At 39.0% G+C, this 26,965-nt stretch carries 22 protein-coding genes; 11 read left to right on the top strand and 11 right to left on the bottom strand.

All coding sequences use genetic code 11. From position 1 onward, the window contains the following. Nucleotides 1-18 precede the first annotated feature (18 nt). The 5 genes from KP710_RS02020 (at nt 19) to dnaX (ending at nt 7,782) form a co-directional block, all read left to right on the top strand. Complete coding sequence (locus KP710_RS02020) at nt 19-642, top strand: ComEA family DNA-binding protein (protein WP_215770874.1); 624 nt, start codon at nt 19-21, stop codon at nt 640-642. A 202-nt stretch (nt 643-844) separates the two neighbouring features. Then, nucleotides 845-3,652 carry a 2-oxoglutarate dehydrogenase E1 component gene (gene sucA / locus KP710_RS02015; RefSeq protein ID WP_215770873.1) on the top strand — a complete coding sequence of 936 codons (2,808 nt, stop codon included), beginning with the start codon at nt 845-847 and terminating at the stop codon, nt 3,650-3,652. Nucleotides 3,653-3,772: 120 nt separating this feature from the next. Beyond that, entirely contained in the window at nt 3,773-5,002 is a 1,230-nt protein-coding gene (gene odhB, locus KP710_RS02010) for a 2-oxoglutarate dehydrogenase complex dihydrolipoyllysine-residue succinyltransferase (RefSeq protein WP_111407271.1), read from the top strand. A gap of 159 nt (nt 5,003-5,161) precedes the next feature. Further along, complete coding sequence (apt, locus tag KP710_RS02005) at nt 5,162-5,704, top strand: adenine phosphoribosyltransferase (RefSeq protein ID WP_065264653.1); 543 nt, start codon at nt 5,162-5,164, stop codon at nt 5,702-5,704. Nucleotides 5,705-5,715: 11 nt separating this feature from the next. Then, nucleotides 5,716-7,782, top strand: a complete 2,067-nt coding sequence (dnaX, locus tag KP710_RS02000; RefSeq protein ID WP_111407272.1) for a DNA polymerase III subunit gamma/tau — start codon at nt 5,716-5,718, stop codon at nt 7,780-7,782. A 32-nt stretch (nt 7,783-7,814) separates the two neighbouring features. On the opposite strand, the gene proA is transcribed toward dnaX, so the two are convergent. Both proA and KP710_RS01990 read right to left on the bottom strand, forming a co-directional pair. After that, nucleotides 7,815-9,068: a glutamate-5-semialdehyde dehydrogenase gene (proA, locus tag KP710_RS01995; RefSeq protein ID WP_065264655.1), complete on the bottom strand. Its 1,254-nt coding sequence runs from the start codon at nt 9,066-9,068 to the stop codon at nt 7,815-7,817. Between the two features lie 20 nt (nt 9,069-9,088). Continuing rightward, the gene (locus tag KP710_RS01990; protein WP_005634779.1) at nt 9,089-9,751 is read right to left on the bottom strand and encodes a trimeric intracellular cation channel family protein; all 663 of its coding nucleotides are present in this window, start codon (nt 9,749-9,751) and stop codon (nt 9,089-9,091) included. Nucleotides 9,752-9,848: 97 nt separating this feature from the next. Between KP710_RS01990 and KP710_RS01985 the strand changes: the two genes are divergently transcribed. Then, nucleotides 9,849-10,649, top strand: coding sequence for an HI_1241 family integral membrane domain (locus tag KP710_RS01985; protein WP_065264657.1), 801 nt, complete (start codon nt 9,849-9,851; stop codon nt 10,647-10,649). Further along, a complete protein-coding gene (locus KP710_RS01980; RefSeq protein WP_373554064.1) occupies nt 10,631-11,515 on the top strand; it encodes a DMT family transporter in 885 nt (294 codons plus the stop codon). The genes KP710_RS01985 and KP710_RS01980 overlap by 19 nt, the downstream gene beginning before the upstream one ends. Nucleotides 11,516-11,564: 49 nt before the next feature. On the opposite strand, the gene KP710_RS01975 is transcribed toward KP710_RS01980, so the two are convergent. The 3 genes from KP710_RS01975 to KP710_RS01965 form a co-directional block, all read right to left on the bottom strand. Next, the gene (locus KP710_RS01975) at nt 11,565-12,767 is read right to left on the bottom strand and encodes a Bcr/CflA family multidrug efflux MFS transporter (protein ID WP_111407273.1); all 1,203 of its coding nucleotides are present in this window, start codon (nt 12,765-12,767) and stop codon (nt 11,565-11,567) included. Nucleotide 12,768: 1 nt separating this feature from the next. After that, nucleotides 12,769-13,467 carry a 16S rRNA pseudouridine(516) synthase RsuA gene (gene rsuA, locus KP710_RS01970; RefSeq protein WP_005642146.1) on the bottom strand — a complete coding sequence of 233 codons (699 nt, stop codon included), beginning with the start codon at nt 13,465-13,467 and terminating at the stop codon, nt 12,769-12,771. 90 nt (nt 13,468-13,557) lie between these two features. After that, complete coding sequence (locus KP710_RS01965) at nt 13,558-14,178, bottom strand: DUF1919 domain-containing protein (RefSeq protein ID WP_111407274.1); 621 nt, start codon at nt 14,176-14,178, stop codon at nt 13,558-13,560. 196 nt (nt 14,179-14,374) lie between these two features. Between KP710_RS01965 and KP710_RS01960 the strand changes: the two genes are divergently transcribed. Further along, nucleotides 14,375-16,645, top strand: a complete 2,271-nt coding sequence (locus KP710_RS01960) for an NADP-dependent malic enzyme (protein ID WP_111407275.1) — start codon at nt 14,375-14,377, stop codon at nt 16,643-16,645. 78 nt (nt 16,646-16,723) lie between these two features. Here KP710_RS01960 and nrdB read toward each other — a convergent pair whose 3' ends face one another. The 6 genes from nrdB to KP710_RS01930 all read right to left on the bottom strand — a co-directional run bounded on the left by nrdB (nt 16,724) and on the right by KP710_RS01930 (nt 23,792). Beyond that, nucleotides 16,724-17,854 (bottom strand): class Ia ribonucleoside-diphosphate reductase subunit beta, encoded by a 1,131-nt coding sequence (gene nrdB / locus KP710_RS01955; protein WP_140527559.1) that lies wholly within the window; start codon nt 17,852-17,854, stop codon nt 16,724-16,726. Between the two features lie 102 nt (nt 17,855-17,956). Continuing rightward, a complete protein-coding gene (gene nrdA, locus KP710_RS01950) occupies nt 17,957-20,227 on the bottom strand; it encodes a class 1a ribonucleoside-diphosphate reductase subunit alpha (RefSeq protein ID WP_140527560.1) in 2,271 nt (756 codons plus the stop codon). Between the two features lie 243 nt (nt 20,228-20,470). Beyond that, nucleotides 20,471-21,052 (bottom strand): division/outer membrane stress-associated lipid-binding lipoprotein, encoded by a 582-nt coding sequence (gene dolP, locus KP710_RS01945; RefSeq protein ID WP_140527561.1) that lies wholly within the window; start codon nt 21,050-21,052, stop codon nt 20,471-20,473. Nucleotides 21,053-21,108: 56 nt separating this feature from the next. Then, entirely contained in the window at nt 21,109-21,693 is a 585-nt protein-coding gene (locus KP710_RS01940; protein ID WP_140527562.1) for a D-sedoheptulose-7-phosphate isomerase, read from the bottom strand. 12 nt (nt 21,694-21,705) lie between these two features. Further along, a complete protein-coding gene (locus KP710_RS01935; protein ID WP_048954017.1) occupies nt 21,706-22,065 on the bottom strand; it encodes a YraN family protein in 360 nt (119 codons plus the stop codon). Then, complete coding sequence (locus KP710_RS01930; RefSeq protein WP_215770872.1) at nt 22,065-23,792, bottom strand: penicillin-binding protein activator; 1,728 nt, start codon at nt 23,790-23,792, stop codon at nt 22,065-22,067. The genes KP710_RS01935 and KP710_RS01930 overlap by 1 nt, the downstream gene beginning before the upstream one ends. A 71-nt stretch (nt 23,793-23,863) precedes the next feature. On the opposite strand from KP710_RS01930, the gene rsmI reads away from it, so the two are divergent. From rsmI to KP710_RS01915, 3 genes are all read left to right on the top strand, one after another. Further along, nucleotides 23,864-24,715, top strand: coding sequence for a 16S rRNA (cytidine(1402)-2'-O)-methyltransferase (gene rsmI / locus KP710_RS01925; protein ID WP_215770871.1), 852 nt, complete (start codon nt 23,864-23,866; stop codon nt 24,713-24,715). Between the two features lie 102 nt (nt 24,716-24,817). Further along, nucleotides 24,818-26,266, top strand: a complete 1,449-nt coding sequence (gene tldD / locus KP710_RS01920) for a metalloprotease TldD (RefSeq protein WP_215770870.1) — start codon at nt 24,818-24,820, stop codon at nt 26,264-26,266. A gap of 121 nt (nt 26,267-26,387) precedes the next feature. Further along, nucleotides 26,388-26,939, top strand: a complete 552-nt coding sequence (locus KP710_RS01915) for an NlpC/P60 family protein (RefSeq protein ID WP_111407283.1) — start codon at nt 26,388-26,390, stop codon at nt 26,937-26,939. The last annotated feature ends 26 nt before the right edge of the window (nt 26,940-26,965 follow it).

The raw sequence follows: 26,965 nt of genomic DNA, 5'->3' as shown, positions 1-26,965 counted from the left end.
TTTATAATAGGAGTTTATATGAAATCTTTAAAATCTCTTTTAAGTGTTACTGCACTTACCCTTGCTATTTCAGGTTCTGCATTAGCAAATGAAAATCCATTGGCTACATTAAAAGATGTGGCGAAAGATAATGTTAAAACAACCGTGTCAGAAAATGTGAAATCAGTAAAAGATTTTGCGTCAGCTGAGAAAGGAAATGTTTTAGAAAAAGTTTCTTCAACAAAGGAAAAAGCGACTGAAGGCGTTTCTTCTATGAAAGAAAAAATGGCTGTAGAGAAAGAAAAAATTGATTCAGTAAAAGATAAAGCAAAATCATTAAAAGATTCTTCATCCGAAGATAGCCACAACGCTTTAAAACACAAAGCCGCGGAGAAAGTTAAAGAGACGAAAGGAAAAGCAGCAGAAAAAATGAATAGTGCAAAAGATAAAGTTAAGTCTGTTGCCGATTCATCTAAGATCGATATTAACAAAGCGGATGCTAAAACATTACAACAGCTTTCTGGTATCGGTGAGAAAAAAGCGCAAGCAATCATCGACTATCGTAATAAGGTTGGCAAAATTAAAGATATGGCAGAACTGTCAAAAATTGATGGTTTAGGTTCAACCACCATTGAAAAAATAGCACCATTCTTAAGTTTTTAAACAGATATTACTAGACTAAATTATAAAAGGCGGATTTTCCCGCCTTTTTCGTTATATGAGTATTTTATAGAAATCTACTAGACTAAATATTTGAATTGGCTAATAAATCTATAACAATTTCGATTTTGGGGATTATTTCTAATGAAATCCTATGTATAATGAAAAAAAGAAGTGAGACATCACTGATAATTAAGAGGTAATTATGCAGCAAAACAAGGCATTTGATGATTGGTTAGCTAGCACAGCATTAGGCGGTGCAAATCAATCTTATATAGAAGAACTTTATGAAAGCTATTTGAGTGATCCGCAGTCGGTGGAGGAAAGTTGGCGAACCACTTTTGATTCTTTACCCAAAATGACCGCACTTGAACAGCCCCATACACCAGTGCGAGATTATTTTCGTCGCTTAGCACGAGAAAATCATAATGAAGCGGTGACAGTGATAGATCCTGCTGCTGGTGCAAAATTGGTTAAAATTCTACAATTTATCAATGCCTATCGTTTTCGTGGCCATTTAGAGGCTAATTTAGATCCCCTCAATTATTATCGTTGGAAAGTATCTTCCGTCCCTGAATTAGATTATCGTCATCACGGTTTTACCGAACAAGATCTCAACGAAACCTTCAATATTAATCATTACGTTTACAAACGCGATACCATTAAGCTTGGTGAGTTAGCTCAAATGTTGAAAGAGACCTATTGCGGCTCAATTGGCTTAGAGTTTATGCATGTGCAAGATATGGCACAGAAAACTTGGCTTCAGAGCAAAATGGAAAGTGTGTTAGATAAACCGCTTTTTACATCTGAAGAACGTGTTAATTTTCTTTGTGAACTTACCGCCGCAGATGGTTTAGAGCGCTATCTAGGTGCAAAATTCCCAGGGGCGAAACGCTTTTCCTTAGAAGGAAGTGATGCGTTTATTCCATTGATGAAAGAAATTATCCGTCATGCTAGTCGCCAAGGCGTAAATGATGTGGTAATGGGAATGGCACATCGTGGGCGTTTGAATATGCTCGTGAATGTATTAGGTAAAAAGCCAGAGGATTTATTTGATGAATTTGCAGGTAAACATTCGAGTGAACGTACGGGAGATGTGAAATACCATCAAGGTTTTTCTTCTGATTTTGCAGTGGATGATAAGCGAGTTCACTTAACTTTGGCATTTAATCCATCTCATTTGGAAATTGTAAGCCCAGTAGTGGTGGGTTCTGTACGTTCAAAACAGACTCGCATTAATGATACAACGCGTAGTCAAGTTTTAGCGATTACAGTACATGGTGATTCAGCTGTAGCAGGGCAAGGCGTTGTTCAAGAAACATTGAATATGTCAAATGCTCGTGGTTATAGTGTGGGCGGTACCATTCGTATCGTGATTAATAACCAAATTGGCTTTACGACATCTAACCCGAATGACACGCGTTCCACAGAGTATTGCACCGATATCGCGAAAATGATTCAAGCGCCGATTATTCACGTTAATGGTGATGATCCTGAAGCAGTTGCTTTTGCTGCGCGTATGGCGGTGGAATATCGTAATTTATTCAAACGAGATATTTTTATTGATTTGATTTCTTACCGTCGTCATGGTCATAACGAAGCTGATGAACCATTAGCTACTCAGCCAATGATGTATAGCATCATCAAAAAGCATCCTACACCTCGTAAAGTTTATGCAGATCGCTTAGTTGCAGAAGGCGTGATGACTGAAGAACAAGTCACCGAGATGGCGAATGATTACCGCGATGCGCTAGATAATGGTGATCGAGTCGTATCTGAATGGCGAGAAATGGATACGGCAAAAATGGATTGGTTGCAATATCTCAACTATGATTGGACAGCGCCGTATGAAAGCAAGTTTTCACAGGAACGTTTTTTAACGCTTGCTAAACGTGTGTGTGAATATCCAGAAAGTTTACGTGCGCATCCTCGTGTAGAAAAAATCTATAATGATCGTAAAGCAATGTATCAAGGCGAAAAATTGCTCGACTGGGGGATGGCTGAAACCATGGCTTATGCAACCTTACTTGATGAAGGTGTTAATGTCCGTTTATCAGGTGAAGATGCAGGGCGCGGAACCTTTTTCCATCGTCATGCCGTGGTGCATAATCAAAATGATGGTACGGGGTATGTACCATTGACACATCTACATGCTAACCAAGGTCGTTTTGAAGTATGGGATTCTGTACTTTCAGAAGAGTCCGTACTTGCTTTTGAATATGGCTATGCAACAACGGATCCAAAAACTTTAACCATTTGGGAAGCTCAATTTGGCGATTTTGCTAATGGTGCACAAATTGTTATCGACCAATTTATTAGCTCCGGCGAACAAAAATGGGGCAGAATGTGTGGTTTAGTTATGTTATTGCCTCATGGCTATGAGGGACAAGGCCCAGAACATTCTTCCGCACGTCTTGAACGTTATTTGCAACTTTGTGCTGAACAAAATATGCAAGTCTGCGTGCCATCAACGCCAGCACAGGTGTATCACATGTTGCGCCGTCAGTCGTTACGTAAAATGCGCCGTCCATTGATTGCCATTTCTCCAAAATCTCTGCTACGCCATCCATTGGCTGTATCCAGTTTAGATGAGTTGATTAATGGGGCTTTCCAAACGGTAATTGGAGAAATTGACGAGCTTGCTCCTAAAGATGTAAAACGTGTGGTAATGTGTTCAGGTAAAGTTTATTACGATTTACTTGAACAACGTCGTGCCAATAATCAAAAAGATGTGGCGATTATTCGCATCGAGCAACTTTATCCATTCCCGCATGAGGATGTGAAGAAAGCGCTTGAGCCTTATGCGCACGTGACTGATTATGTATGGTGCCAAGAAGAACCTCTTAACCAAGGGGCTTGGTATTGCAGCAAACATAATTTTGAATCAGCAATTCCAGAATCCGTTAAACTCAAATATGCAGGGCGTCCAGCTTCGGCTTCACCTGCTGTGGGTTATATGTCGCTTCACACTAAACAGCAAAAGCAGTTAGTGGAAGATGCGTTAACCCTATAAAGTGCGGTTAAAAATTAAGATATTTTTATAAATTTACAGGTGTACTTGTTGCATCGTGGATAAAAAGTAAAAGAGTAATTCTGTGCAATAAGTTGCACTTTAAGAGATAAGGAAAATAAAATGACTATTGAAATTCTTGTTCCAGACCTACCTGAATCAGTTGCGGATGCAACCGTTGCTACTTGGCATAAAAAAGTAGGCGATACTGTGAAACGTGATGAAGTTATTGTAGAAATTGAAACGGATAAAGTCGTGCTAGAAGTACCCGCACTTTCTGATGGTGTACTGGCAGAAGTTGTTCAAGCTGAGGGCGAAACTGTGGTGAGTAAACAGCTGCTAGGAAAAATTTCTACGGCTCAAGAAGGGGATGTCAGTTCCGCGACGTTAAAAGCAACGAATGAACCTACACCATCTGATCGTCAACATGCAGCGATTGAAAATAGTCATAATCATAATGCGGATCAAGGCCCTGCGATTCGCCGTTTATTGGCAGAACATGATTTACAAGCAGATCAAATTCAAGGTTCGGGTGTTGGCGGTCGTTTAACACGTGAAGATATTGAACGTGAAATCGCAAAACGACAAGCACTGCAAGCGAAACAAGAAGTTGCCACTGAGCAAAATACAATTAGTACGGTAGCTTATAGTGCACGTTCTGAAAAACGTGTGCCAATGACCCGTTTGCGTAAACGTATTGCTGAACGTTTACTTGAAGCCAAAAATAGTACAGCAATGCTTACTACTTTCAATGAAGTGGATATGCAGCCGATAATGACTTTGCGTAAAACCTACGGCGAAAAATTTGAAAAACAGCATGGTGTTCGTTTAGGATTTATGTCTTTTTATATCAAAGCGGTTGTGGAAGCATTAAAACGTTATCCTGAGGTTAATGCTTCTATTGATGGTGATGATGTTGTTTACCATAACTATTTTGATATTAGTATTGCGGTTTCCACTCCACGTGGATTAGTCACCCCAGTGCTTCGCGATTGCGATAAGCTCAGTATGGCAGAGATCGAAAAACAAATTAAAGCATTAGCTGAAAAAGGTCGTGATGGCAAATTGACTGTAGAAGATCTTACTGGGGGTAATTTTACTATCACAAATGGCGGTGTATTTGGTTCTCTTATGTCCACTCCAATTATTAATCCACCACAAAGTGCGATTTTAGGAATGCATGCAATTAAAGAACGTCCTATTGCGCTTAATGGTCAAGTTGTGATTCGTCCGATGATGTACCTTGCTTTATCTTACGATCATCGCTTAATTGATGGCCGTGAATCTGTTGGTTTCTTGGTAACGATTAAAGAATTATTGGAAGACCCAACAAGATTATTATTGGAAATTTAGTTTTTATAAAAACGTTAAATACAGATATGCGTTATACTTTATTTAAATTCAACTTTGGTTGTATGAAATTTTGGTGTGACGCATATTTTTTGCGTTTTTATGATAGAATGCCTATCCAAAAATATTTATTTTCTTAACCGCACTTTGTGAGCAATATTTATGACTACACAACTTGATTTAATAAAATCTTCTATCAAATCAATTCCTAACTATCCAAAAGAAGGGATTATCTTTCGTGACATTACCAGCCTTTTAGAAGTTCCAGCAGCTTTTAAAGCAACGGTTGATCTTATTGTGGAACAATATCGCGACAAAGGAATCACCAAAGTGCTTGGAACTGAATCTCGTGGTTTTATTTTTGGCGCACCCGTTGCCTTAGCACTAGGTTTACCTTTCGAATTAGTACGTAAACCTAAAAAATTACCACGTGAAACCATTTCTCAATCTTATCAATTAGAATATGGTCAAGATACTTTGGAAATGCACGTTGATGCAATTTCAGAAGGTGATAATGTTTTAATCATTGATGATTTATTAGCAACAGGTGGCACCGTTGAAGCAACGGTAAAATTAGTGCAACGTTTAGGTGGAGTGGTAAAACACGCTGCATTTGTGATTAATTTACCTGAATTAGGTGGCGAAAAACGCTTAAATAATTTGGGTATTGATTGCTATACACTCGTCAATTTTGAAGGTCATTAATTAAGGATTCGATGAGCTATCAAGTCTTAGCCAGAAAGTGGCGACCAAAAACATTTGCTGATGTCGTTGGGCAAGAACACATTATCACGGCATTAGCAAATGGATTAAAAGATAATCGACTACATCACTCTTACCTCTTTTCAGGCACCCGTGGTGTAGGGAAAACCTCTATTGCCCGATTATTTGCAAAAGGATTAAATTGCGTACATGGTGTAACCGCAACACCCTGCGGTGAATGTGAAAATTGTAAAGCGATTGAGCAAGGCAATTTCATTGATTTAATCGAAATTGATGCGGCATCACGCACAAAAGTTGAAGACACGCGCGAATTATTGGATAACGTGCAATATAAACCTGTTGTCGGAAGATTTAAGGTTTACTTAATCGATGAAGTCCATATGCTATCTCGTCATTCATTTAATGCATTGCTCAAGACGTTGGAAGAACCACCAGAATATGTAAAATTCTTACTTGCGACAACGGATCCACAAAAATTACCTGTAACTATTCTTTCTCGATGTTTACAATTTCATCTCAAAGCATTAGATGAAACCCAAATCTCCCAGCATCTTGCCCATATTCTGACGCAAGAAAATATTCCTTTTGAAGAGCCTGCATTAATTAAACTTGCAAAAGCGGCGCAAGGAAGTATTCGTGATAGCTTAAGTTTAACCGATCAAGCCATTGCTATGGGTGACCGACAAGTTACGAATAATGTTGTAAGCAATATGTTAGGGTTGCTTGATGATAACTGTTCTATTGACATTTTGTACGCTTTACACCAGGGTAATGGTGAACTATTAATGCGAACACTGCAAAAAGTTGCAGATGCGGCAGGTGATTGGGATAAATTACTTGGTGAATGTGCAGAAAAATTACATCAAATTGCACTCATGCAACTTCTTCCACAAAAATCTTCAGATGACAATGAACATTTTTCATTTTTAGCCAAACATATCTCTCCAGAAGATGTTCAGTTTTTTTATCAAGTGATTGTTTCTGGTAGAAAAGACTTATCAAATGCGCCAAACCGTCGAATTGGCACAGAAATGACATTATTGAGGGCATTGGCATTCCACCCAAAGTTCCTTACGGCAGTACAAAAGGCTAACACTACAATTATTCCACCGCCATCAACTCCAAGTGCGGTTGAAAATGCAGGTAATTATGTCAATGTGCCAGTACTGTCGCAAAGTATCAAATCAGCTTATTCTCAAGCAAAATCAAATAAAACAGGCATTCCAAATTTGGCAAGTTTTTCAGCTTTAGATGCGCTTGAACATTTAACACAACTCGAAAACCAAGAACGTCAAGAACACAAAGCCGAATCATTAGCTGCAGTAAGTGAGACTTTACATCACATCCAAGAACTAGACGAAGAAAAATCGAATAAAAAAATGACCGCACTTCCTGTGCGCGAAATGTCTGCACCAAAATTAAAAAATGAAAAACTTTCCTCTTTTTCTCCTCAAATAGCTAGTATGGCTAAAGACGTAGCTATTGTTGAAAATTCTATGGAGGATAATGCCGAAATAATGCAGGAAGAACGGGAGATTTTAGATGCAGAGACTTATCGTTGGGAATGGAGTAATCCAGAGCTTGCTAAAGCCGATACAGGCGTTCGTCCTTCCGATATAAAACAGGCTATTTTGAAAGATATTACGCCTGAATTACGTTTAAAAATCATTACCCAAACTCAACAACAAGATGAGTGGGCTGATATAGTGGAACGTTCAGGGGTAACCGGATTTAGCAAAGAATTAGCGTTAAATTGTTTCTTGCAAAGTAAAACTGATGATGAAATCAATCTTGGATTACATTCAGAAAAATCCCATCTACGCCAAGAGAGAAGTATCAAGCATTTAACTGAAGCATTGAGTAAACTTCAAGGCAAGGCTATTCATGTAAAAATTAACATTGATGACAGCTCTGTCACCACGCCGATGGAATATCGCCGTAATATTTATCAAACCTTACGGGAGCAAGCGAGAGCCGCACTTCAACAAGACAATAAAATTCTACTTTTACAGAAAGAGTTTGATGCTAAACTAGACGTAGAGAGTATTCGTCCAGTTTAGCTATAGCTTGATCTTTATTTATTCAGAACGCATTATCCACGTACAGTATAGTCCCCCTCACAAACCCATTTATAACTTGTTAATGCTTCTAATCCCATTGGGCCACGAGCGTGAAGTTTTTGGGTACTCACGGCAACTTCTGCACCTAATCCAAATTGTCCGCCATCAGTAAATCGTGTGCTTGCATTCACATAAACGGCAGCAGCATCGACCCGATTGATAAATTGACGTGCGAGGTTTTGTGAGGAAGTTAAAATACTTTCAGAATGTTGTGTACCATATTGGCGAATATGCTCAATAGCGGCATGAATATCTTCTACAACAACGACATTCAAATCCAATGATCCCCATTCTTCGCGTAATTCTTTTTCAGTCACTTCGCGGACATTCGCACCCGCTTGTTTCAATATATTAAGTGCGGTGGATTTTGCATGATATTTTACATTTTTGGATGCGAGGTGAGAGACGAGTTTGGGTAAAAATTCTTCAGCAATAGAATGTTGAACTAACAATGTCTCTAATGTGTTACAGGTGCTTGGGCGTTGTGTTTTGGCGTTATCAATAACAAAAATCGCTTTATTTTGATCCGCACTTTCTTCAACGAAAGTATGGCAAACACCCACGCCACCTACAATAACAGGAATAGTCGAATGTTGTTTACACAATTCATGTAAACCCGCACCACCACGAGGAATAATCATATCCACATAGCGATCTAGTTTTAATAATTGCATAACGAGTTCACGATTTGGATCGGTAATGGCTTGCACTGCAAATTTTGGTAAGCCAGCTTGCTCCAAAGCATTTTGTACAACTTTAATTAAAATCTTGTTAGAAAACTGTGTTTCTTTACCGCCGCGTAAAATCACTGCATTACCCGTTTTAAGGCAAAGACTTGCCACATCAATGGTCACATTTGGGCGAGCTTCATAAATTGTGCCAATAACACCGAGCGGAGTGCGTACGCGTTCGATTTTAAGTCCGCTATCCAATGTACCGCCGTCTATGATTTTTCCCACAGGATCTGCAAGAGAAATAACGTGGCGTACATCATTAGCAATGCCTTGCAAACGTTCTTGCGTGAGCAGTAGGCGATCAATCAAAGAATCTGATAATCCATTTTGTTTAGCAAGTTCAATATCTTTTGCGTTTTCAGCTAAGATAAGCGGTGCTTGTTGTTCGAGTTGTTCTGCAATAATGGATAATGCACGATTTTTTTCAGCAGTGGTGAGTTGAGCCAAGATAAATGCCGCATCTTTGGCTTGTTTACCCATTTGTTCTAACATAGTTATTTCCTTTATTGTATTTATTTCTTTTTATTTGGCAGCTTATCTTGTTCTTCCGATGTGAGTTCTTGGTAATTAAACACTGGTAACCCCCATTCGAAATGAATAGCTAAAAGGCGTAAAGTAAAGCTGCTAATAAGTGTGAGTAACACGGCAAGTGTATGTTCTACTTGAAGTGTGCTTAATGCGTAATAAGTCAGTGTGGCAAATAGCGCAATGCTGGCGTAAAGTTCTTTTTGGAACACGAGAGGAATTCGATTGCATAGCATATCGCGTAGAACCCCGCCAAAGGCACCTGTAATACAGCCTGCAATACTTACAATGGTGAGGCTATGTCCCATATCCATTGCAATTTGTGCACCAATAATGGAATACACCACTAAACCCATCGCATCGAGCACCAAGAAAATAGTGCGGAAATAGCGCATAAAATGATTGATGAATGGCGCGACATATACGGTAATCACCGCTGCACTTGCCACCATTAAAAAATATTCTGGATGCTTAACCCAGCCGAGAGGGTAATGTCCGAGTAGTACATCACGCACAGAGCCGCCACCAATGGCAGTAACGGATGCGATAATTATCACGCCAAAAATATCCATTTTTTCACGACCAGCCGCAAGTGCACCAGTCATTCCTTCAGCGGTGATACCGATGATATATAAAATACTAAGTAACATTCATGTACCTAAGTGCGGTTATAATTGGTTTCATTCTACTTTAAAATTTAATGAATTTTTAGCATAATGGCGCATTATTTTTTCAGACGTCAAAATTATGTCAGAACAATCTTCTAAATATATCGCGGCATTGCTTGCGGTATTATCGATCTCAATGGTGCTTGGCATCGATCTATTTATTTTTTCTTTGCAACCTGAAAAGCAAACAATGCCTCATTTAGGTGTAGGCGTGTTGGTTGCGCAGCTAATTTCGTTGTTGGTGTTTTATCGCGGCGAAATTTGCCCAGGACAACGTGGTCGTTTAATCAAAGTGAATCTGACTTTTGCTATTTATTGGGCGGTGTGGTTGCTGATAAGCCTATTACAGAATAATCACACGCTTACTAACGTGATGAGCGTATGTGGTCTTTCTGTCGTGTATTTTATTTGGAAACAACCAAAAACTGAAAAAATCCGTAACAGTTTTTTATTGATGGCTGCATTAATTGCGGGTTTAGGTTGCTTGAGTTATTTAATGATTTTTACCGTGCTTCCTGCAAGCGATTTTGCGGAATATAACCCGTTTGCGCAGATTTTATCTGGCGTGATTTTGGCAAATCTTGCGCTTGTTATTGCACGAAATCGTTTACAAGGTTTTATTGCATTGTTGCCCTTATCCATGATTATATTGCTGGCCTTAAATGCTTTAGCAATGTTCTTATTTTTACTTTTAAATGGCATGGAAAGTGCGGTTAATTCTGACAGTATTTTCGCTTACATCATTTATTTTATTTGCCATTTTGTGATTGCGGCTATTCTGATTCTGCATAGTTTCCAAAAGTGGAAATTATCTGCCAATAGTTTATTTATCCTATTATTTATTGCGGTTTGCTTGCCGTTATGGATGGTCTTCGCTTAATGGAAAAGCAAAATAATATTGCCTCTTTGATGTTGGTGGTAGGCTGTATTTTATTTGGCTTAGGTAGCTTGATTGTTAAGTTTGTGCCTGTCGGTGCTTATGCAATTGCTTTTTGGCGATTATTAATTGCATCGGGCATTTTCTATTTTTTAATGAAACTAAAACGCCAACCTTTTCCCAAAAGTAAAAAAGCCTTATTTTTCGCCGCACTTTCCGGGGTATTCTTAGCGTTTGATCTTGCCTTTTGGCATGAAAGTATTTATGCCGTAGGTCCAGGCATTTCAACCTTATTAAATAGCTTGCAAATTTTTTGTTTAGCTGCCATTGGTTTTGTCTTTTTTGCCGAACGTCAAAGCAAACTACAAATACTCAGCTTGTTTTTAGCCGTGCTTGGCGTAGCGTTAATTTCTGTCGAAGAATTACAGCATAATATTAACGGAATTTATGGCATTGTGATTGGTTTAATTTCAGCGGTAATGTTGGCTGGTTCTATGGTGATGGTGAAAAAAGTTCATCAAGAAGAGCCAATGGCATTATTTCCGTTGATGTTAATGATCAGTTTGAGTGGTGCCTTAGCGCTATTTATCCCCTCTTTAATTTTCAATTCAAACAATCTTTATCCAACAACATGGCAGGATTGGGGATTAGTCGTCATTTACGGTGTAGTAATGCAGTGCATTGCTTGGGGCATGATTGCTTATTCAATCCCTTTGCTTTCGCTAAGTGTTACAGGATTATTGTTACTCACGGAGCCAGTAGCTGCATTGTTGATTGATTATTTCTATTTGGATAAAGTGATTAATCTTTGTCAATGGCTTGGTGCATTGCTCACTTTATTTGCGATTTATTTAGGCTCAAAACGTTAGAAATTAATGTTCCCTCACTAACATTGAGGGAACTATGATGAATTGTGAGCTATTTACCCATAGATTTTTTAAGATTTCGGCTGGTTAGAAAGTAATACGCCAATACGGAAATCGCAACACATGCCCCCATAGTAAAGAGCATTGGTGCGGCAGTATCCATTTTCATTGACGCGACTAAACTTCCCATAATTGCGCCCACTGCAAAACGTACGCTGCCAATCAAAGAATTTGCAGTTCCCGCCATTTGAGGACATCTTTCTAAAGCTGATGCCATTGCATTTGAGGAAATCACAGGGTTTGGACCGACGAAAAAGGCAACGCCAATTGCCATTGGCCAAAATCCGAGATCTAAAAGTGCGGTTAAAATTAGCCACATTCCAGAAAGGAATTGAATTGTGAGGGCTATCCGTAACATTGTTTCTGCGCCCACTTTAGTGACAAATCGGCTATTCAAAAAGGAGGCAAAGATCATCGTAACGATATTCATCATGAAGAAGTAACCGAACTGATCAACGGGAACTCCATAAATGCCGATATAGACAATTGATCCTGCAGTAACAAAAGCAAACAACCCACCAAATCCAAAAGAGGCGGCAAACATGTAGCCGAGCACTTCTTTTTGCTTCCAAAGTAGAAGGAAATTGCGAGCAATAATATTTAAGCGCAGAGGAATACGATTTTCTTTTTTATGGGTTTCTGGAATGATGAAAAAGACTAATGCTGCGGCTAATAATCCCACAAGCGAAATAACGTAAAAAATCGCGTGCCAGTGGAAAAATTTAACGATATAACCACCAATGATTGGCGCAACTAAAGGTGCAAGCATAAATACTAACGTGATGGTGGACATCACTTTGGATAGTTGATCTTTACTAAATAAATCACGCAATAATGCGCCAGAAAGTACAACAGGTGCGGCACCAAAGAAACCTTGCACAAAACGAAGTGCGGTGAAATTTCCGACTGAATTTATTTCGGTGAGTACTAAAGCTGTGAGCGCGCCTACAATGACACCGAGCAAAATGATCGGTTTTCGTCCAAAACTATCACCAAAAGGCCCCCAGAAAAGCTGACCAAACGCCATGCCATAAGCAAAAGAGGTGAGCGTGTGTTGTACTTGTTCTGGACTCACGCCGAGATCTTTCGCAATTTCTAAGAAAGACGGCAAATACATATCTACGCCAAAAGGCGGTAGCATGGAGAGAATACCGAGTGTAAGAATAAAGATAAAAGTAGATTTTTGTTGACTCATCTTATTTCACCAAACTTTCGATTTCACTTTGAGTCAATGGGCGGTATTCGCCTTCTTCTAAGGATTCATCCAACACGACATCACCAATTTTCCAGCGATGTAATCCAACGACTTTATTCCCAAGTGCGGCAAACATACGTTTTACTTGATGATAGCGACCTTCAGAAATCGTCAGATTCACATTGTAATCATCTAAAATTTCTAATTTCGCTGGTTTAGTGGGTTCTTTTTCTCCGCGTAATAAAATGCCTTCCGCACAAGCCGCCGCATAATTTTCTTCTACGGGATCAGCTAATGTCACCAAATAGGTTTTTTCACAATGATGTTTTGGCGAAGTGATGCGATGTGACCATTGTCCATCATCGGTAAGCAATACAAGACCTGTCGTATCCACATCTAAGCGACCCGCGCTATGTAATTTCCCGGCCAAAGGGTAATCGAAAAATTGATAAATTGTTGGATAGTCGCCGTCATCATTAGAACAAACACAGCCTTGTGGCTTATGCAACATAAAATACTGGCCTTCTTCTACCCAAGTTAATAATTCATCTTCAAAATAAATTTCGTCTTCTTGTGAAATTTGAACCGAACCACTTTTGACAATTTCACCATTAATTTTTACCGCACTTTGGCGGATCGCTTTTGTTGCCTGAGAACGCGTTAATCCCGTATTTTCAGCAATAAATTTATCTAATCTCATTATGTTTTCTCTTGTTAAAATTCGCTAGGCATTGTACAGGTTTTTGCTTTTAGAACGAAACAAAAAGGGCTGCAATGCAGCCTTTATCGATTAAGCTTGATTAAACCACTTCACGTAATCGAATTGATCGTAATATTTTTTCCCATTCCAGCCAGAAAATTCAAAAAGATCTCCCACCTGATTTTGCTTCTCGAAGCCTTTTATATAATAAGCCGATTTAAAAACAGGGTAGGGCTTATGAGTAAAAATTACTTTATTTTTGAAAGGGAGTTGATCAAAAAGTTGAATGTCTTTTTCGGTCACCCCGTCTCGATCTGTCATCATAATAAAAAGATTGTCTAAATTCATTCGTGACGTGCGAAGTTGCCATTTTTCATAGGCTTCTTGCTCACTGTGATAGTGCATAAAATGAATTTCAAGATCGGCAAGTTTTCCCACTGGATAACTTTTTTCTGTTTGTACGAATGTGAGAGGTTGAGTGAGGTAGAAATCCATATTTTGTAAATAACGCAAAAAATCCTGTAGTGAGAGATAGAGGTTCACAAAAGGGGAATTAAACGGCTGGTGCAAATCATGTAAGATAAAAGCTCCCACGCAATTGGCAGAAATGACAGTCATGCCTTGGTTAGTCAATTTACATTGTAATGAACGATTGATAAAAAATCTTTGACATTTATTTACCGCACTTTTAAGTTTTTGAAATGGATTCATTTTATTATCCTCAATGATTCTCTTGTGAAAATCCTACCTTTTTTGCTGAAAAATGAAAAGTCTAGCTAATGCCTCGCATCAAAAAATTTTGTAATGATTTTGTGAAAATTTGCAGTCTGTCACAATTTTTTGAATAAAAAACCGCTATAATCGACGTAATATTTCAATCCTGTTTCAATAAAATGGAGCATTTATTATGAGTGAACAATTACGTCAAGCAGCCTTGGATTTCCACGAATTTCCAATTCCTGGAAAAATCGAAGTTACCCCAACAAAATCATTAGCAACGCAACGCGATCTGGCTTTAGCTTATTCACCAGGTGTGGCAGAGCCTTGTTTAGAAATTGAAAAAGATCCTGCAGTCTCTTACAAATATACGGCGCGTGGAAATTTAGTGGCGGTGATTTCCAATGGTACAGCGGTACTTGGTCTTGGCAATATTGGCGCGCTTGCGGGCAAACCTGTAATGGAAGGGAAGGGCGTATTGTTCAAAAAATTTGCGGGTATCAACGTATTTGATATTGAAGTGAATGAACATGATCCCGATAAACTTGTCGATATTATTGCCTCATTAGAGCCAACTTTCGGTGGGGTCAATTTAGAAGATATTAAAGCACCAGAATGTTTCTATATTGAACAAAAATTGCGTGAGAGAATGAATATTCCTGTCTTCCATGATGACCAACATGGCACGGCGATCATCAGTGCTGCTGCGATTATCAATTCTCTTCGTATTGTAGGTAAAAAAATTGAAGATGTTCGACTTGTTGCCTCTGGTGCGGGCGCTGCATCTATTGCGTGCTTGAACTTATTGCTTTCTTTAGGTATGAAACGTGAAAACATCACAGTTTGTGACTCGAAAGGCGTGGTATATAAAGGCCGTGATGACAAAATGGATCAAACCAAAAAAGATTATGCAATTGAAGATAATGGCTGGCGTAAACTTGGCGATGCGATTCCAAATGCAGATATTTTCTTAGGTTGTTCCGCAGCTGGTGCGCTTACACAAGATATGGTGAAGACCATGGCTGCACATCCAATTATTCTTGCTTTAGCTAATCCAAATCCTGAAATTACCCCGCCAGAAGCGAAAGCGGTTCGTCCTGATGCGATTGTGTGTACAGGCCGTTCTGATTATCCAAACCAAGTCAATAACGTGCTTTGTTTCCCATTTATTTTCCGTGGCGCATTAGATGTGGGCGCAACCACTATTAATGAAGAAATGAAGCGTGCGGCAGTTTATGCCATTGCTGACCTTGCGTTAGAAGAGCAAAACGAAGTTGTAACTTCTGCTTACGGTGGTGAAGGGGCGACATTTGGTGCAGATTATGTGATTCCTCGTCCATTCGATCCTCGCTTAATTGTGCGTATCGCGCCAGCGGTAGCAAAAGCCGCAATGGAATCTGGTGTGGCAACTCGTCCAATTCAAAATTGGGATGCTTATGTTGAAAAACTAACTCAGTTTGTTTACAAAACGAGCTTGTTTATGCGTCCTATTTTCAGCCAAGCAAAAGCGGCAAAACAACGCATTATTTTGGCGGAAGGAGAAGAAAATAAAGCATTGCATGCCACCCAAGAAGTGATTTCAATGGGCTTGGCAAATCCAATCTTAATTGGTCGCCGCAGTGTGATTGAAGAAAAAATTAAAAAACTTGGTTTGCGTTTAACTGCGGGTGTTGATTTTGAAATTGTGGATAACGAAGATAATCCTCGTTATGAAGAATGTTGGAAACATTACTACGAACTTACTAAACGTAAAGGCATTACACCTGCAATCGCAAAACGTGTCGTGCGTTCTAATACAACTGTGCTTGCATCTACTTTAGTGAGTCTGGGCTATGCTGATGGCTTGGTATGTGGTTTATTTGGTTCTTATGGTAAACATTTAGCATCTATTAAGGATATTATTGGGTTAAAAGATGGCGTTAAAGTTGCGGCTGCATTAAATAGTCTTGTATTACCAACAGGAAATGTATTTTTAACCGATACTCATGTAAATACTAACCCAACAGCGGAAGAGCTTACAGAGATTACGTTAATGGCAGCGGAAGAAATTCATCGTTTTGGTATTGAACCTGCTATTGCATTACTTTCTCATTCTAACTTTGGCTCATCGAATTCATTGGGGGCACCAAAAATGCGAGAAGTATTGTATATGGTCAATGAGCGCAATCCACACTTAATGATTGATGGTGAAATGCGTGGCGATTTAGCAATGAATGAAGCTCACAGAAGAGAAGTCATGCCTGATAGTCCATTAAAAGGAAGTGCAAATTTATTGGTGTTCCCTGATTTGAGCTCATCACGTATTAGTTATAGCTTATTACGCGGCACCACTACGGCAATTACCGTTGGCCCAATCTTAATGGGTATGAATAAATCTGCGCATATTCTTAATCCGAGTGCATCCGTTCGTAGAATCATTAATATGGTAGCCTATGCGGCAGTAAAGGCTCAGCAAGAGTAATGGATAAATGAAATATAAATTAGGCCCCGTTATTATTGCGGGGCCTTTTATATGAAGTGATTCTAGATTCTAAATATTTTATAAATCAAAATCGCCAAAATCCTTGGTATCTACTTTGGAATCAATTTGACCAACAAGGTAAGAACTTACTTCCACTTCTTGTGGCGCCACTTGCACATTGTCAGAAACCAACCATGCGTTAATCCATGGAATTGGGTTAGAACGCGCACCAAATGGTAATGGAAGACCAACAGCTTGCATACGGATATTGGTGATATATTCCACGTATTGCACTAAAATATCTTTGTTCAAACCGATCATAGAACCGTCTTTAAACAAATAATCCGCCCAGTCTTTTTCTTGTTCCGCTGCGGCTAAGAATAAATCATAGGCTTCTTGTTTGCATTCTTCTGCAATTTCTGCCATTTCAGGATCGTCTTGGCCTGCTGCCATGATATTTAAAATGTGCTGTGTACCAGTTAAATGTAATGCTTCATCACGTGCAATAAATTTAATGATTTTCGCATTACCTTCCATTAATTGACGTTCAGCAAAGGCAAAGGAGCAAGCGAAGGATACATAGAAACGAATGGCTTCAAGGGCGTTCACGCTCATCAAGCAAAGATAAAGTTGTTTTTTCAGGTTACGTAATGTTACAACACATTCTTTACCATCTACAGTATAAGTGCCTTCACCATATAGACTGTAAAGTTGGCTATCACGAATTAAATCATCGTAATAAGAGGAAATGTCACGTGCACGTTTAATGATTTCTTCGTTCGTCACGATGTCATCAAACACGATAGATGGATCGTTCACAATGTTACGAATAATGTGAGTGTAAGAACGAGAGTGGATGGTTTCAGAGAAGGTCCAAGTCTCGATCCAGGTTTCTAATTCAGGAATAGACACCAACGGTAATAATGCGACGTTCGGGCTACGGCCTTGAATAGAATCTAATAAGGTTTGATATTTTAAGTTACTGATGAAAATGTGTTTTTCATGCTCAGGTAACGCGGCATAGTCGATACGGTCTTGCGACACATCCACTTCTTCCGGACGCCAGAAGAAGGAAAGTTGTTTTTCAATGAGCTTTTCAAAAGTCTCATATTTTTGTTGATCGTAACGAGCAACGTTAACGTTTTGACCAAAGAACATAGGCTCTTTTAATTGGTCATTTTTGGTTTGTGAGAAAGTGGTGTATGCCATTTTGGGTCTCCATATCGTAGGGTGGGCTTTAGCCCACCATTTTAATAAGAAAGTTTTGGTGGGCTAAAGCCCACCCTACAAGAATAGAAAGCAATGTCTAATTTAAATCTTACACGCCCCACCAGCACAGCCATCATCAAGATCTTCTTGAGCATCTTCAGCGCCATCGCGAGTGTTTTGATAGTAAAGAGTTTTTAGACCATATTTATAAGCGGTTAAAAGATCTTTTAACAACACTTTCATTGGTACTTTACCGTCTTCAAAACGTTTTGGATCGTAGTTGGTGTTGGCGGAGATCGCTTGGTCTACGAATTTTTGCATAATACCGACTAAATGTAAGTAGCCGTCATTGCTTGGAATATCCCAAAGTAATTCATAGTTGTCGCTTAAGTTTTCGTATTCAGGTACAACTTGTTTTAGGATGCCATCTTTTGACGCTTTAATACTTACATGGCCACGCGGTGGCTCAATACCATTAGTCGCATTGGAAATTTGCGATGAGGTTTCTGATGGCATTAAGGCAGTTAAGGTTGAGTTACGTAAACCAAATTCTTGGATATCTTTACGTAAGCTTTCCCAATCATAATGTAACGGCTCTTGGGTTAAGGCATCTAAATCTTTCTTATAGGTATCAATAGGTAAAATGCCTTTTGCATAAGTGGTTTCATTGAAGTATTCGCAAGCACCTTGCTCTTTTGCTAAGTTCATAGAGGCTTTCAATAAATAGTATTGAATGGCTTCAAAAGTACGGTGAGTTAAATCATTAGCTGAACCATCAGAATAACGAACACTATTTTTTGCAAGATAATAAGCATAGTTAATTACACCGATACCTAATGAACGACGAGCAAGTGAACTACGTTTTGCCGCCACCACAGGGTAATCTTGATAATCTAATAATGCATCAAGTGAACGCACTGCAAGATCGGCAAGTTCTTCTAATTCATCTAAGTTTTCAATCTTACCTAAGTTAAATGCGGAAAGGGTACAAAGTGCGATTTCTCCATTTTCATCATTAATGTGCTGAAGTGGCTTCGTTGGTAACGCGATTTCTAAACATAAGTTAGATTGGCGAACTGGTGCCACTTGTGGATCAAACGGCGAGTGAGTATTACAGTGGTCTACGTTTTGAATGTAGATACGGCCTGTTGATGCACGTTCTTGCATTAATAAAGAGAAAATCTCAACGGCTTTGACAGTACGTTTGCGGATAGTTGGATCTTGTTCGTATTTTACGTAAAGTTCTTCAAATTTGTCTTGATCCGCAAAGAATGCTTCATAAAGTCCAGGTACATCTGATGGACTGAATAAAGTAATCTCGCCGCCTTTAATTAAGCGTTGATACATTAATTTGTTTAATTGGACGCCATAATCCATATGACGAACACGGTTGTCTTCTACACCACGGTTATTTTTTAACACAAGTAAGCTTTCTGCTTCTAAGTGCCAAATTGGGTAATAAAGTGTCGCAGCACCGCCACGAACGCCACCCTGTGAGCAAGATTTTACTGCAGTTTGGAAATATTTATAGAATGGAATACAACCCGTATGGAATGCTTCACCGCCACGAATCTCACTGCCTAGTGCACGAATTGCACCTGCATTAATACCAATCCCCGCACGTTGTGAAACATATTTCACAATAGCTGATGCCGTTGCATTGATTGAATCTAAGCTGTCATCACATTCAATTAATACGCAAGAGCTGAATTGACGAGTTGGTGTACGCACTCCTGCCATAATTGGCGTTGGTAAGGAAATTTTGAAGGTGGATGTTGCATCGTAGAAACGTTTTACATAATCCAAACGCGTTTCTTTTGGATATTTAGAGAATAAACTAGCGGCAACGAGTAAATAGAGGAATTGTGCTGATTCGTAGATTTCACCCGTCACACGGTTTTGGACTAAATACTTACCTTCTAATTGTTTTACGGCTGCATAAGAGAACGTCATATCACGCCAATGGTCTATGAATTCATCCATTGTGTCCCATTCTTCACGAGTGTAATCATCCAATAACGCATGATCATATTTGCCCATACGTACTAATTTTTTGACGTGATCGTATAAACGAGGGGGATCAAAATGACCGTAGGCTTTTTTACGTAAATGGAAAATCGCTAAGCGAGCGGCTAAAAATTGATAATCAGGCGTATCTTTGCTGATTAAATCTGCGGCTGCTTTAATAATGGTTTCGTGAATGTCTGAAGTGCGAATGCCTTCATAAAATTGAATGTGTGAGCGAAGCTCAACTTGGGAAACAGACACATTGTCTAGACCTTCTGCTGCCCATGTAATAACACGGTGGATTTTATCAAGATTGATTTGTTCCTGCGTGCCATCACGCTTGGTTACCATTAAGCTTTTATTCATTGTACGACCCTTGTTATTATGCGATGTTAAACACAAGATATAGTGTTTGTAATAAAATCACGCACAAGGTAATGTGTTTTTTGCTTGAGATCAAGCAATAAATTTTTTGCTTGAATTATTGACAATAGGTAACTTATTTAAAAATAAATGGTTTTTTCGAAAGAGCAAAAAATCAAATTTTTTACTTGTAAAAATGAGAAAAGTGCGGTTGAAATTCGTTGAATTTTTACCGCACTTTGAAGATTAGTTGAGATATTTGAAAACTTTAATTACTTTTTTTACGCCACTGATTTTGCTCGCAATATCTGCGGCCGCATCGGCTTGGGCGTGAGTCACTGTACCGAGTAGGAAAACTTCGCCATTTTCGCTAATAACTTTAACATCGGTTGCTTTAACTCGACCATCGACTAACATTTTTGATTTGACTTGAGTGGTAATCCAACTGTCTTTGCTGATTTGTGCAAAAGAGATTTTCGGGCCAACAGTCAGCTCGTTATAAATGTCATTGACACCTTCAACGCCTTTTGCAAGATCTGCGGCTGTTTCTTTTACACCACTATTGGGAACTTGACCGATTAAAAGTACTCGACCATTGTAAGACACTGCATTTACACGACCTTCAGTTTTGATTTGAGCATCTTTTTCAACGGCATTTTCTACTTTGAATTCGAGTGTTTCGTCATCTACTTGTGTGCCAGCTGTTCTAGGATCTGTACCTACTTTAGCTGCTGCGGCGCCACCACCAAGAGCTGCAACGATACAGCCTTGTAAAAAGAGTGTTGTGCTAAGCACGATAGCCAGTTTTTTTAACGGGGATAATGTCATAATTAACTCCTTTTGAGATTAAATTACTGCTAGTTTGAAATTGATTTATTGTGCTGTCAAGCACCTGGGAACAACGTATGGTCAACTAATTCACAAAGGGCATTGATAACAAAAAGATGGTTTTCTAAGACCCGACTTTCTTTGGTTGCTGGAATCGATATTTCTAAATCACTATCAGCTAAAATTCCTTGAATTGCATCGTTATTAGAGCCAGTGAGTGCGATGATATTAATTTCTTTATTTACTGCATGAGAAATAGTGTTTAGTACAATTTTTTCTGTTCCCAAAGGTGCAAAAGCAATAAGTAAGTCACCTGGTTTGGCAACGGCATTAAATTGATGACAATACAATTCCTCAGGCGAGTGTTCAAAAACAAGAGAAGAACCCACCGCACTTTCTAAACTTAAGAGCACAGAGGGAAAGCTCGGTCTTGCTAAATCGTATCGATTAAGTAAGTTAGATACGAGAAATTGCGCATTGGCATAAGAGCGCGATACACCACAAGCGATCACTTTATTGCCACCTAGCAAACATTGCATCACCATTTGGGTAGCGTTAGCAATATTTTCCGAAAGCATACTAGATGCAGCAATTTGAATTTGAATACTTTCGCTATAAATATCTTTTACTTTTTGTAACATTATAAAAAGCCATTAATCGAGAAAATTAGGAATCCATTGAATATCTTGGGGCGTTTTGCCAAAGGCGATTAAATCAAAACGACAATCGGCGTCTTCTAAACTCATGTTTTGTTTCATTAGCCATAAGTTTGCCGCATCTAACCATTTTTGTTGTTTTTGCCAATCTACGCTTTCTATTGCTGAGCCAAAGGCATGATTAGAACGCTGGCGAACTTCAACAAAAACGATGGTTCCTTTGTCATTCATAATAAGATCAAGTTCGCCGCATTTGAAATTTTGATTAGCCGCAATAAATTTTAAGCCTTTTGATTCTAAAAAAAGGCGAGCTTGATGCTCAAAGCTCGCCCCTTGTTGACGTTTTAAAGAAAACATTAGTTTGCGACCGGTACAACTGCACCATTTTGATATTGATACCAAGTCATATCGCGTTCAACATTACAATTTGTACCCGCACTTAAAATGCCGGTTAAACCACTTAAGCGATATCCTGGTACTTGGCGCAATTCATTAAATTGGTTGATGAGTAACCAAGCATCTGCACCCATTGCATATAAACGCATTAATTGATATTCACCGCCAGTTGTTTTAGCGAGTTTTTGATATTGTGGTGAATTGGTTTCTTTAAAAAATGGAATATCACTAAATTGAACACCATTCATTTGAGCGACAAACTCTGGATTGTTGCTTGTGGCATTGGAGCTTGAGCGTGAGCTCGCATAAATACGTAAATTTGGTGCACTATTCGTTAAATAGCCTTTCATTTCGACCAGTTCATCTGGATTGGCGACCACATAAAGTGCGGTTGTATTTTCACCATTTTGTTGTAAAAAGTAGGTGACATCAGCAGGTAGATTATAATAACGAACATTCGCATCGACGCCAGCAAGTTGTTGCCAACGTACGTTAAAGGCATTACCTACGCGTTGCCCTAAATCATTTTGTGGCATAGCGACGAGTGGACTACGAATTCCATCATTCCACATTTTATTTGCCGCTGATTCTGCTTCATCTTCTGGTGAAAGTCCATAATAGCAAAGTTGAGCAATTGCACGAGAATTTGGTGTAGCGTTTAATGCAAGCACATCCATACCTTGAATTTGTGCTGGATCCGCCAAAATTACATCAAGATTTTGTTTTAGTAAGGGGCCAACTAAGGTTTTAATTCCCGCTTGTTTCGCTTGCGCAATGATATCTTGTACAGAATTCATTGAGGTATCAAATACTTGCACTGGAATGGTTGAGTTACCTTTTGCATCGTTGAAACCCGATTGAATGGTGGTACCAAGAATTTGTCCGTCACCACTTAATGGTAATAATAAACCAATTTGTGACACATTCGTTTGTTGGAAATTGAGCAATGTAAGCAATTCTTTAGGGAACAACGTTGCGGCTGCATGATTTGGATAAGCATTTTTCCAACTTTGTAATGCTTGGCTTAATTGAACGGGTTGACGAATATAGTCATTGTAGGTTTTGATTAACGTTAACCAACCGCCTAAAGCTGCGTTGCCTTCATCTGAAGCATTATTGATTACGCCAGTATTTGCTGAACGTAATAATGCCCAAGTTTTATCAACATTATCTTGACGACGTTGTACATCCGTTAAATTCTCATTAATTTTTATCCGCGCTTTGACGGCCTCAATGATATCTTTTTGGTTTTCAGCAACAACCGCTAAGGTCTCGTAATAACGAGATTTTTGTGACGGGCTTAATTTATTTAAATCCAATGCACGTAATTGATTTTGAGCCACTTCATTGGCATTTTTTGCAGCAGAAATTCTTGCTTCAATTAATGCACGATCTAATTTTTGCGCATCATTTAATTCACCTAACTCACTTAATAAAGCTTCTGATTGTTCAACTTTATTTTCACTGATTAACACGCGAGCCGCGAGCAATTTATAGGTTTGTTGATCTTCAAGTTCTTGTGCTTGTCCTAATTTATTCATATAAAATTCAGAACTTGCATTCGCATCTTGTTGTAAAGTTTGCGTAAAACTGCTGCCAAGTAGATTTGAACAGCCAGCTAAGGCCATTGACAATAAAATTGGCATTAAACGTTTTTTAAAACGTCCGCCTTGTAATAGAATAGACATTCTCGCTCCATCATGAACAGACAATAGTTGTGGCAGATCTTACTTATCTCATAACTTAAAAGCAAACAAAAATGACTGATTTAACCGGAATTTTATACATTGTTGCCACACCGATTGGCAATTTACAGGATATTACCCAGCGTGCTTTAGATACTTTTGCGCAAGTGGATTTAATTGCAGCAGAAGATACCCGTCATAGTGGCCTTTTATTAAGCCATTACGGCATCAAAAAGCCCTTTTTTGCTTTGCATGATCACAATGAACAAGAAAAAGCGCATATTTTGGTGGAGAAACTCAAGCAAGGTAGCCATATTGCTTTGATTTCTGATGCAGGAACGCCATTAATTAGCGATCCTGGTTTTCATTTAGTACGTCAATGCCGTGAAGCAGGCATTCGTGTTGTTCCTTTGCCAGGGGCATGTGCGGCAATTACCGCACTTTGCGCATCGGGGATTGCTTCTGATAGATTTTGTTTTGAGGGTTTTTTACCTGCGAAAAGTAAAGCCCGCAAAGATAAATTAGAAAATATTGCAGAAGAAGACCGCACTTTGATTTTTTATGAATCCACTCACCGTATTTTAGATACGCTAGAAGATATGCAATCGGTGTTAGGGGAAGAACGATATATTGTGTTAGCCCGCGAAATTACTAAAACTTGGGAAACGATTACGGGTAATACTATTAAAAATTTACGAGAATGGCTTTCAGAAGATCCCAATCGTACAAAAGGCGAGATGGTTTTGATTGTGGAAGGCAAACCAAAGTCTGACAATAACGATGAAATTTCTCCACAAGCAATGAAAGCGCTTGAATTAATTGCAGAAGAATTACCACTAAAAAAAGCAGCTGCTATTGTTGCTGAGTTGTATGGTTATAAGAAGAATGCTTTGTATCAATTTGGATTAGCGCATTTGGAAAAATAACCTCAAAATCAATCGCACTTTATTCATCCGATTTTAATCTGTGCTGTTGCACTAAATGGATATGAGTTTTTACAAGATATTTACTTTTAGACTGGAAAAAATATGTTAAACCAAGTTTCAAATACATTACTGACACCAAGTAATCTTTCAACTACAGCATTGCTCAATATTTTTGACATGATGTTGCATCGTAATATTGACTATGCTGATTTGTATTTTCAACTTAGCCAAGATGAAAGTTGGGTATTGGAAGATGGCATTATAAAAGAAGGCGGTTTTCATATTGATCGTGGTGTTGGCGTGCGGGCAGTTTCTGGTGAGAAAACAGGCTTTGCTTATGCCGATCAAATTAATCTTGCCTCTTTGCAGCAATGTGCGGAGGCGGTAAAGGGAATTGCGCAAGTCAAGCAGGGGAATTTGATTTCGCCATCCGCTTTTAATGTTGTAAATCCTATTGCTCGTTATGCAGCGATTAATCCTTTGGAAAGTTTGACTAAAGAGAAAAAAATTGAGTTATTACATTTGGTTGATCGTACAGCTCGCGCGGAAGACCATCGCGTAACCCGCGTATCAGCAAGTCTTAGTTCCGTTTATGAAGAAGTATTAGTCATGGCGACGGATGGTACGCTAGCCGCAGATGTTCGTCCTTTAGTTCGCTTATCTATTTCTGTGTTAGTAGAAGAAAATGGAAAACGTGAACGCGGCAGCTGTGGTTCTGGTGGACGTTTTGGTTTAGATTGGTTCTTTGAAGTTGTTGATGGCGATATTAGAGCTGTACGATTTGCTAAAGAAGCGGTTCGTCAAGCTTTAGTAAACCTTAGTGCAATTGCGGCACCAGCTGGATTAATGCCGGTTGTATTAGGTGCTGGTTGGCCAGGCGTGTTGTTACACGAGGCGGTAGGGCACGGTTTAGAAGGGGATTTTAACCGTAAAGAAAGTTCACTTTTCACAGGCAAGATTGGTGAACAAGTGACTTCACCGTTATGTACGATTGTGGATGATGGCACGATTGAAAATCGTCGAGGTTCATTAACTATTGATGATGAAGGTGTGCCAAGCCAGTGCAATGTACTCATCAAAGATGGGATCTTGCAAGGTTATATGCAAGATAAAATGAATGCTCGTTTGATGGGCGTCGCACCTACGGGGAATGGCCGTCGTGAGTCTTATGCCCATTTACCAATGCCTAGAATGACTAACACCTATATGCTTGCGGGCCAAAGTCAGTTTGATGATTTGATTGCTTCTGTAGAACAGGGGATTTATGCACCGCACTTTGGTGGTGGTCAAGTGGATATTACGTCTGGTAAATTTGTATTTTCTACTTCAGAAGCTTATTTAATTGAAAAAGGAAAAATCACCAAACCAGTGAAGGGCGCAACTTTAATTGGCAGCGGCATTGAAGTGATGCAAAAAATTTCTATGGTTGCAGATAAATCAGAACTTGATTTAGGTATCGGAGTTTGTGGTAAAGAGGGGCAAAGTGTGCCAGTCGGTGTTGGACAGCCCGCACTAAAAATTGATGAAATTACCGTTGGTGGTACAAATTAAACCAAAATTGTGCAAAAGATCACAAAAATCCCATTAAAATTGGATTTTTACTGGCAATCTTATTCAAATTTTGATAGTCTCGGGCAGAAATTTATTTTATATCTTTTAATTATTTTAAATTATGTTAAAAAGAATTTTAGTTATTATCGGTTTAGCGACGCTCGCAACCGCTTGTTCTAATGGTCCACGAACGGCAAATCATCAGGTTATTTCAGAAAGTGATGATGCTCAATTAACGGGTTTGATTAGTAATTTAGAAAAAGGTAATCGTTCAGGGATTTTCCATAAAGTGAGAACAAACCGTTCATCTGCATTGATGGGTGATAAGGCTTTAGCTGGTGTGTATGATGAATGGGTGGGAACCGCTTATCGTATGGGCGGTACAACTAAACGTGGTATTGATTGTTCTGCATTTATGCAAACGACTTTTTCTGAAGCATTTGGCATTGAGTTGCCTCGTTCTACGGCTGAACAACGTTATTTGGGTAAACAAATTAGTAAATCAGAGTTGAAAAAAGGCGATTTAGTATTCTTCCGTAAAAATAACCATGTCGGTGTTTATATTGGTAACAACCAATTTATGCATGCAAGTACAAGCCAGGGAGTGACTATTAGTTCTCTTGATGAAGATTATTGGGCGAGAGTTTATACACAATCTCGTCGTATTATGTAGTATAGAAAGAAATGAATATTTAGTTC

This window comes from Haemophilus sp. SZY H35, assembly GCF_018829705.1.
Taxonomy (GTDB): Bacteria; Pseudomonadota; Gammaproteobacteria; order Enterobacterales; family Pasteurellaceae; genus Haemophilus; species Haemophilus haemolyticus_K.
The sequence above is the reverse complement of the archived record's forward strand: the minus strand, read 5'-3'. Positions and strand labels throughout refer to the sequence as shown.

What these genes read in the sequence shown, in the direction of transcription:
- apt (WP_065264653.1), top strand. Translation starts at nt 5,162, where the DNA reads ATGACTACACAACTTGATTTAATAAAATCTTCTATCAAATCAATTCCT.
- rsuA (WP_005642146.1), bottom strand. Translation starts at nt 13,467, where the DNA reads ATGAGATTAGATAAATTTATTGCTGAAAATACGGGATTAACGCGTTCT.
- tldD (WP_215770870.1), top strand. Translation starts at nt 24,818, where the DNA reads ATGTTAAACCAAGTTTCAAATACATTACTGACACCAAGTAATCTTTCA.
- nrdA (WP_140527560.1), bottom strand. Translation starts at nt 20,227, where the DNA reads ATGAATAAAAGCTTAATGGTAACCAAGCGTGATGGCACGCAGGAACAA.
- KP710_RS01960 (WP_111407275.1), top strand. Translation starts at nt 14,375, where the DNA reads ATGAGTGAACAATTACGTCAAGCAGCCTTGGATTTCCACGAATTTCCA.
- dolP (WP_140527561.1), bottom strand. Translation starts at nt 21,052, where the DNA reads ATGACATTATCCCCGTTAAAAAAACTGGCTATCGTGCTTAGCACAACA.
- KP710_RS01990 (WP_005634779.1), bottom strand. Translation starts at nt 9,751, where the DNA reads ATGTTACTTAGTATTTTATATATCATCGGTATCACCGCTGAAGGAATG.
- nrdB (WP_140527559.1), bottom strand. Translation starts at nt 17,854, where the DNA reads ATGGCATACACCACTTTCTCACAAACCAAAAATGACCAATTAAAAGAG.
- dnaX (WP_111407272.1), top strand. Translation starts at nt 5,716, where the DNA reads ATGAGCTATCAAGTCTTAGCCAGAAAGTGGCGACCAAAAACATTTGCT.
- KP710_RS02020 (WP_215770874.1), top strand. Translation starts at nt 19, where the DNA reads ATGAAATCTTTAAAATCTCTTTTAAGTGTTACTGCACTTACCCTTGCT.
- proA (WP_065264655.1), bottom strand. Translation starts at nt 9,068, where the DNA reads ATGTTAGAACAAATGGGTAAACAAGCCAAAGATGCGGCATTTATCTTG.
- sucA (WP_215770873.1), top strand. Translation starts at nt 845, where the DNA reads ATGCAGCAAAACAAGGCATTTGATGATTGGTTAGCTAGCACAGCATTA.
- KP710_RS01940 (WP_140527562.1), bottom strand. Translation starts at nt 21,693, where the DNA reads ATGTTACAAAAAGTAAAAGATATTTATAGCGAAAGTATTCAAATTCAA.
- KP710_RS01935 (WP_048954017.1), bottom strand. Translation starts at nt 22,065, where the DNA reads ATGTTTTCTTTAAAACGTCAACAAGGGGCGAGCTTTGAGCATCAAGCT.
- odhB (WP_111407271.1), top strand. Translation starts at nt 3,773, where the DNA reads ATGACTATTGAAATTCTTGTTCCAGACCTACCTGAATCAGTTGCGGAT.
- KP710_RS01965 (WP_111407274.1), bottom strand. Translation starts at nt 14,178, where the DNA reads ATGAATCCATTTCAAAAACTTAAAAGTGCGGTAAATAAATGTCAAAGA.
- KP710_RS01975 (WP_111407273.1), bottom strand. Translation starts at nt 12,767, where the DNA reads ATGAGTCAACAAAAATCTACTTTTATCTTTATTCTTACACTCGGTATT.
- KP710_RS01915 (WP_111407283.1), top strand. Translation starts at nt 26,388, where the DNA reads ATGTTAAAAAGAATTTTAGTTATTATCGGTTTAGCGACGCTCGCAACC.
- KP710_RS01930 (WP_215770872.1), bottom strand. Translation starts at nt 23,792, where the DNA reads ATGTCTATTCTATTACAAGGCGGACGTTTTAAAAAACGTTTAATGCCA.
- KP710_RS01985 (WP_065264657.1), top strand. Translation starts at nt 9,849, where the DNA reads ATGTCAGAACAATCTTCTAAATATATCGCGGCATTGCTTGCGGTATTA.
- rsmI (WP_215770871.1), top strand. Translation starts at nt 23,864, where the DNA reads ATGACTGATTTAACCGGAATTTTATACATTGTTGCCACACCGATTGGC.
- KP710_RS01980 (WP_373554064.1), top strand. Translation starts at nt 10,631, where the DNA reads ATGGATGGTCTTCGCTTAATGGAAAAGCAAAATAATATTGCCTCTTTG.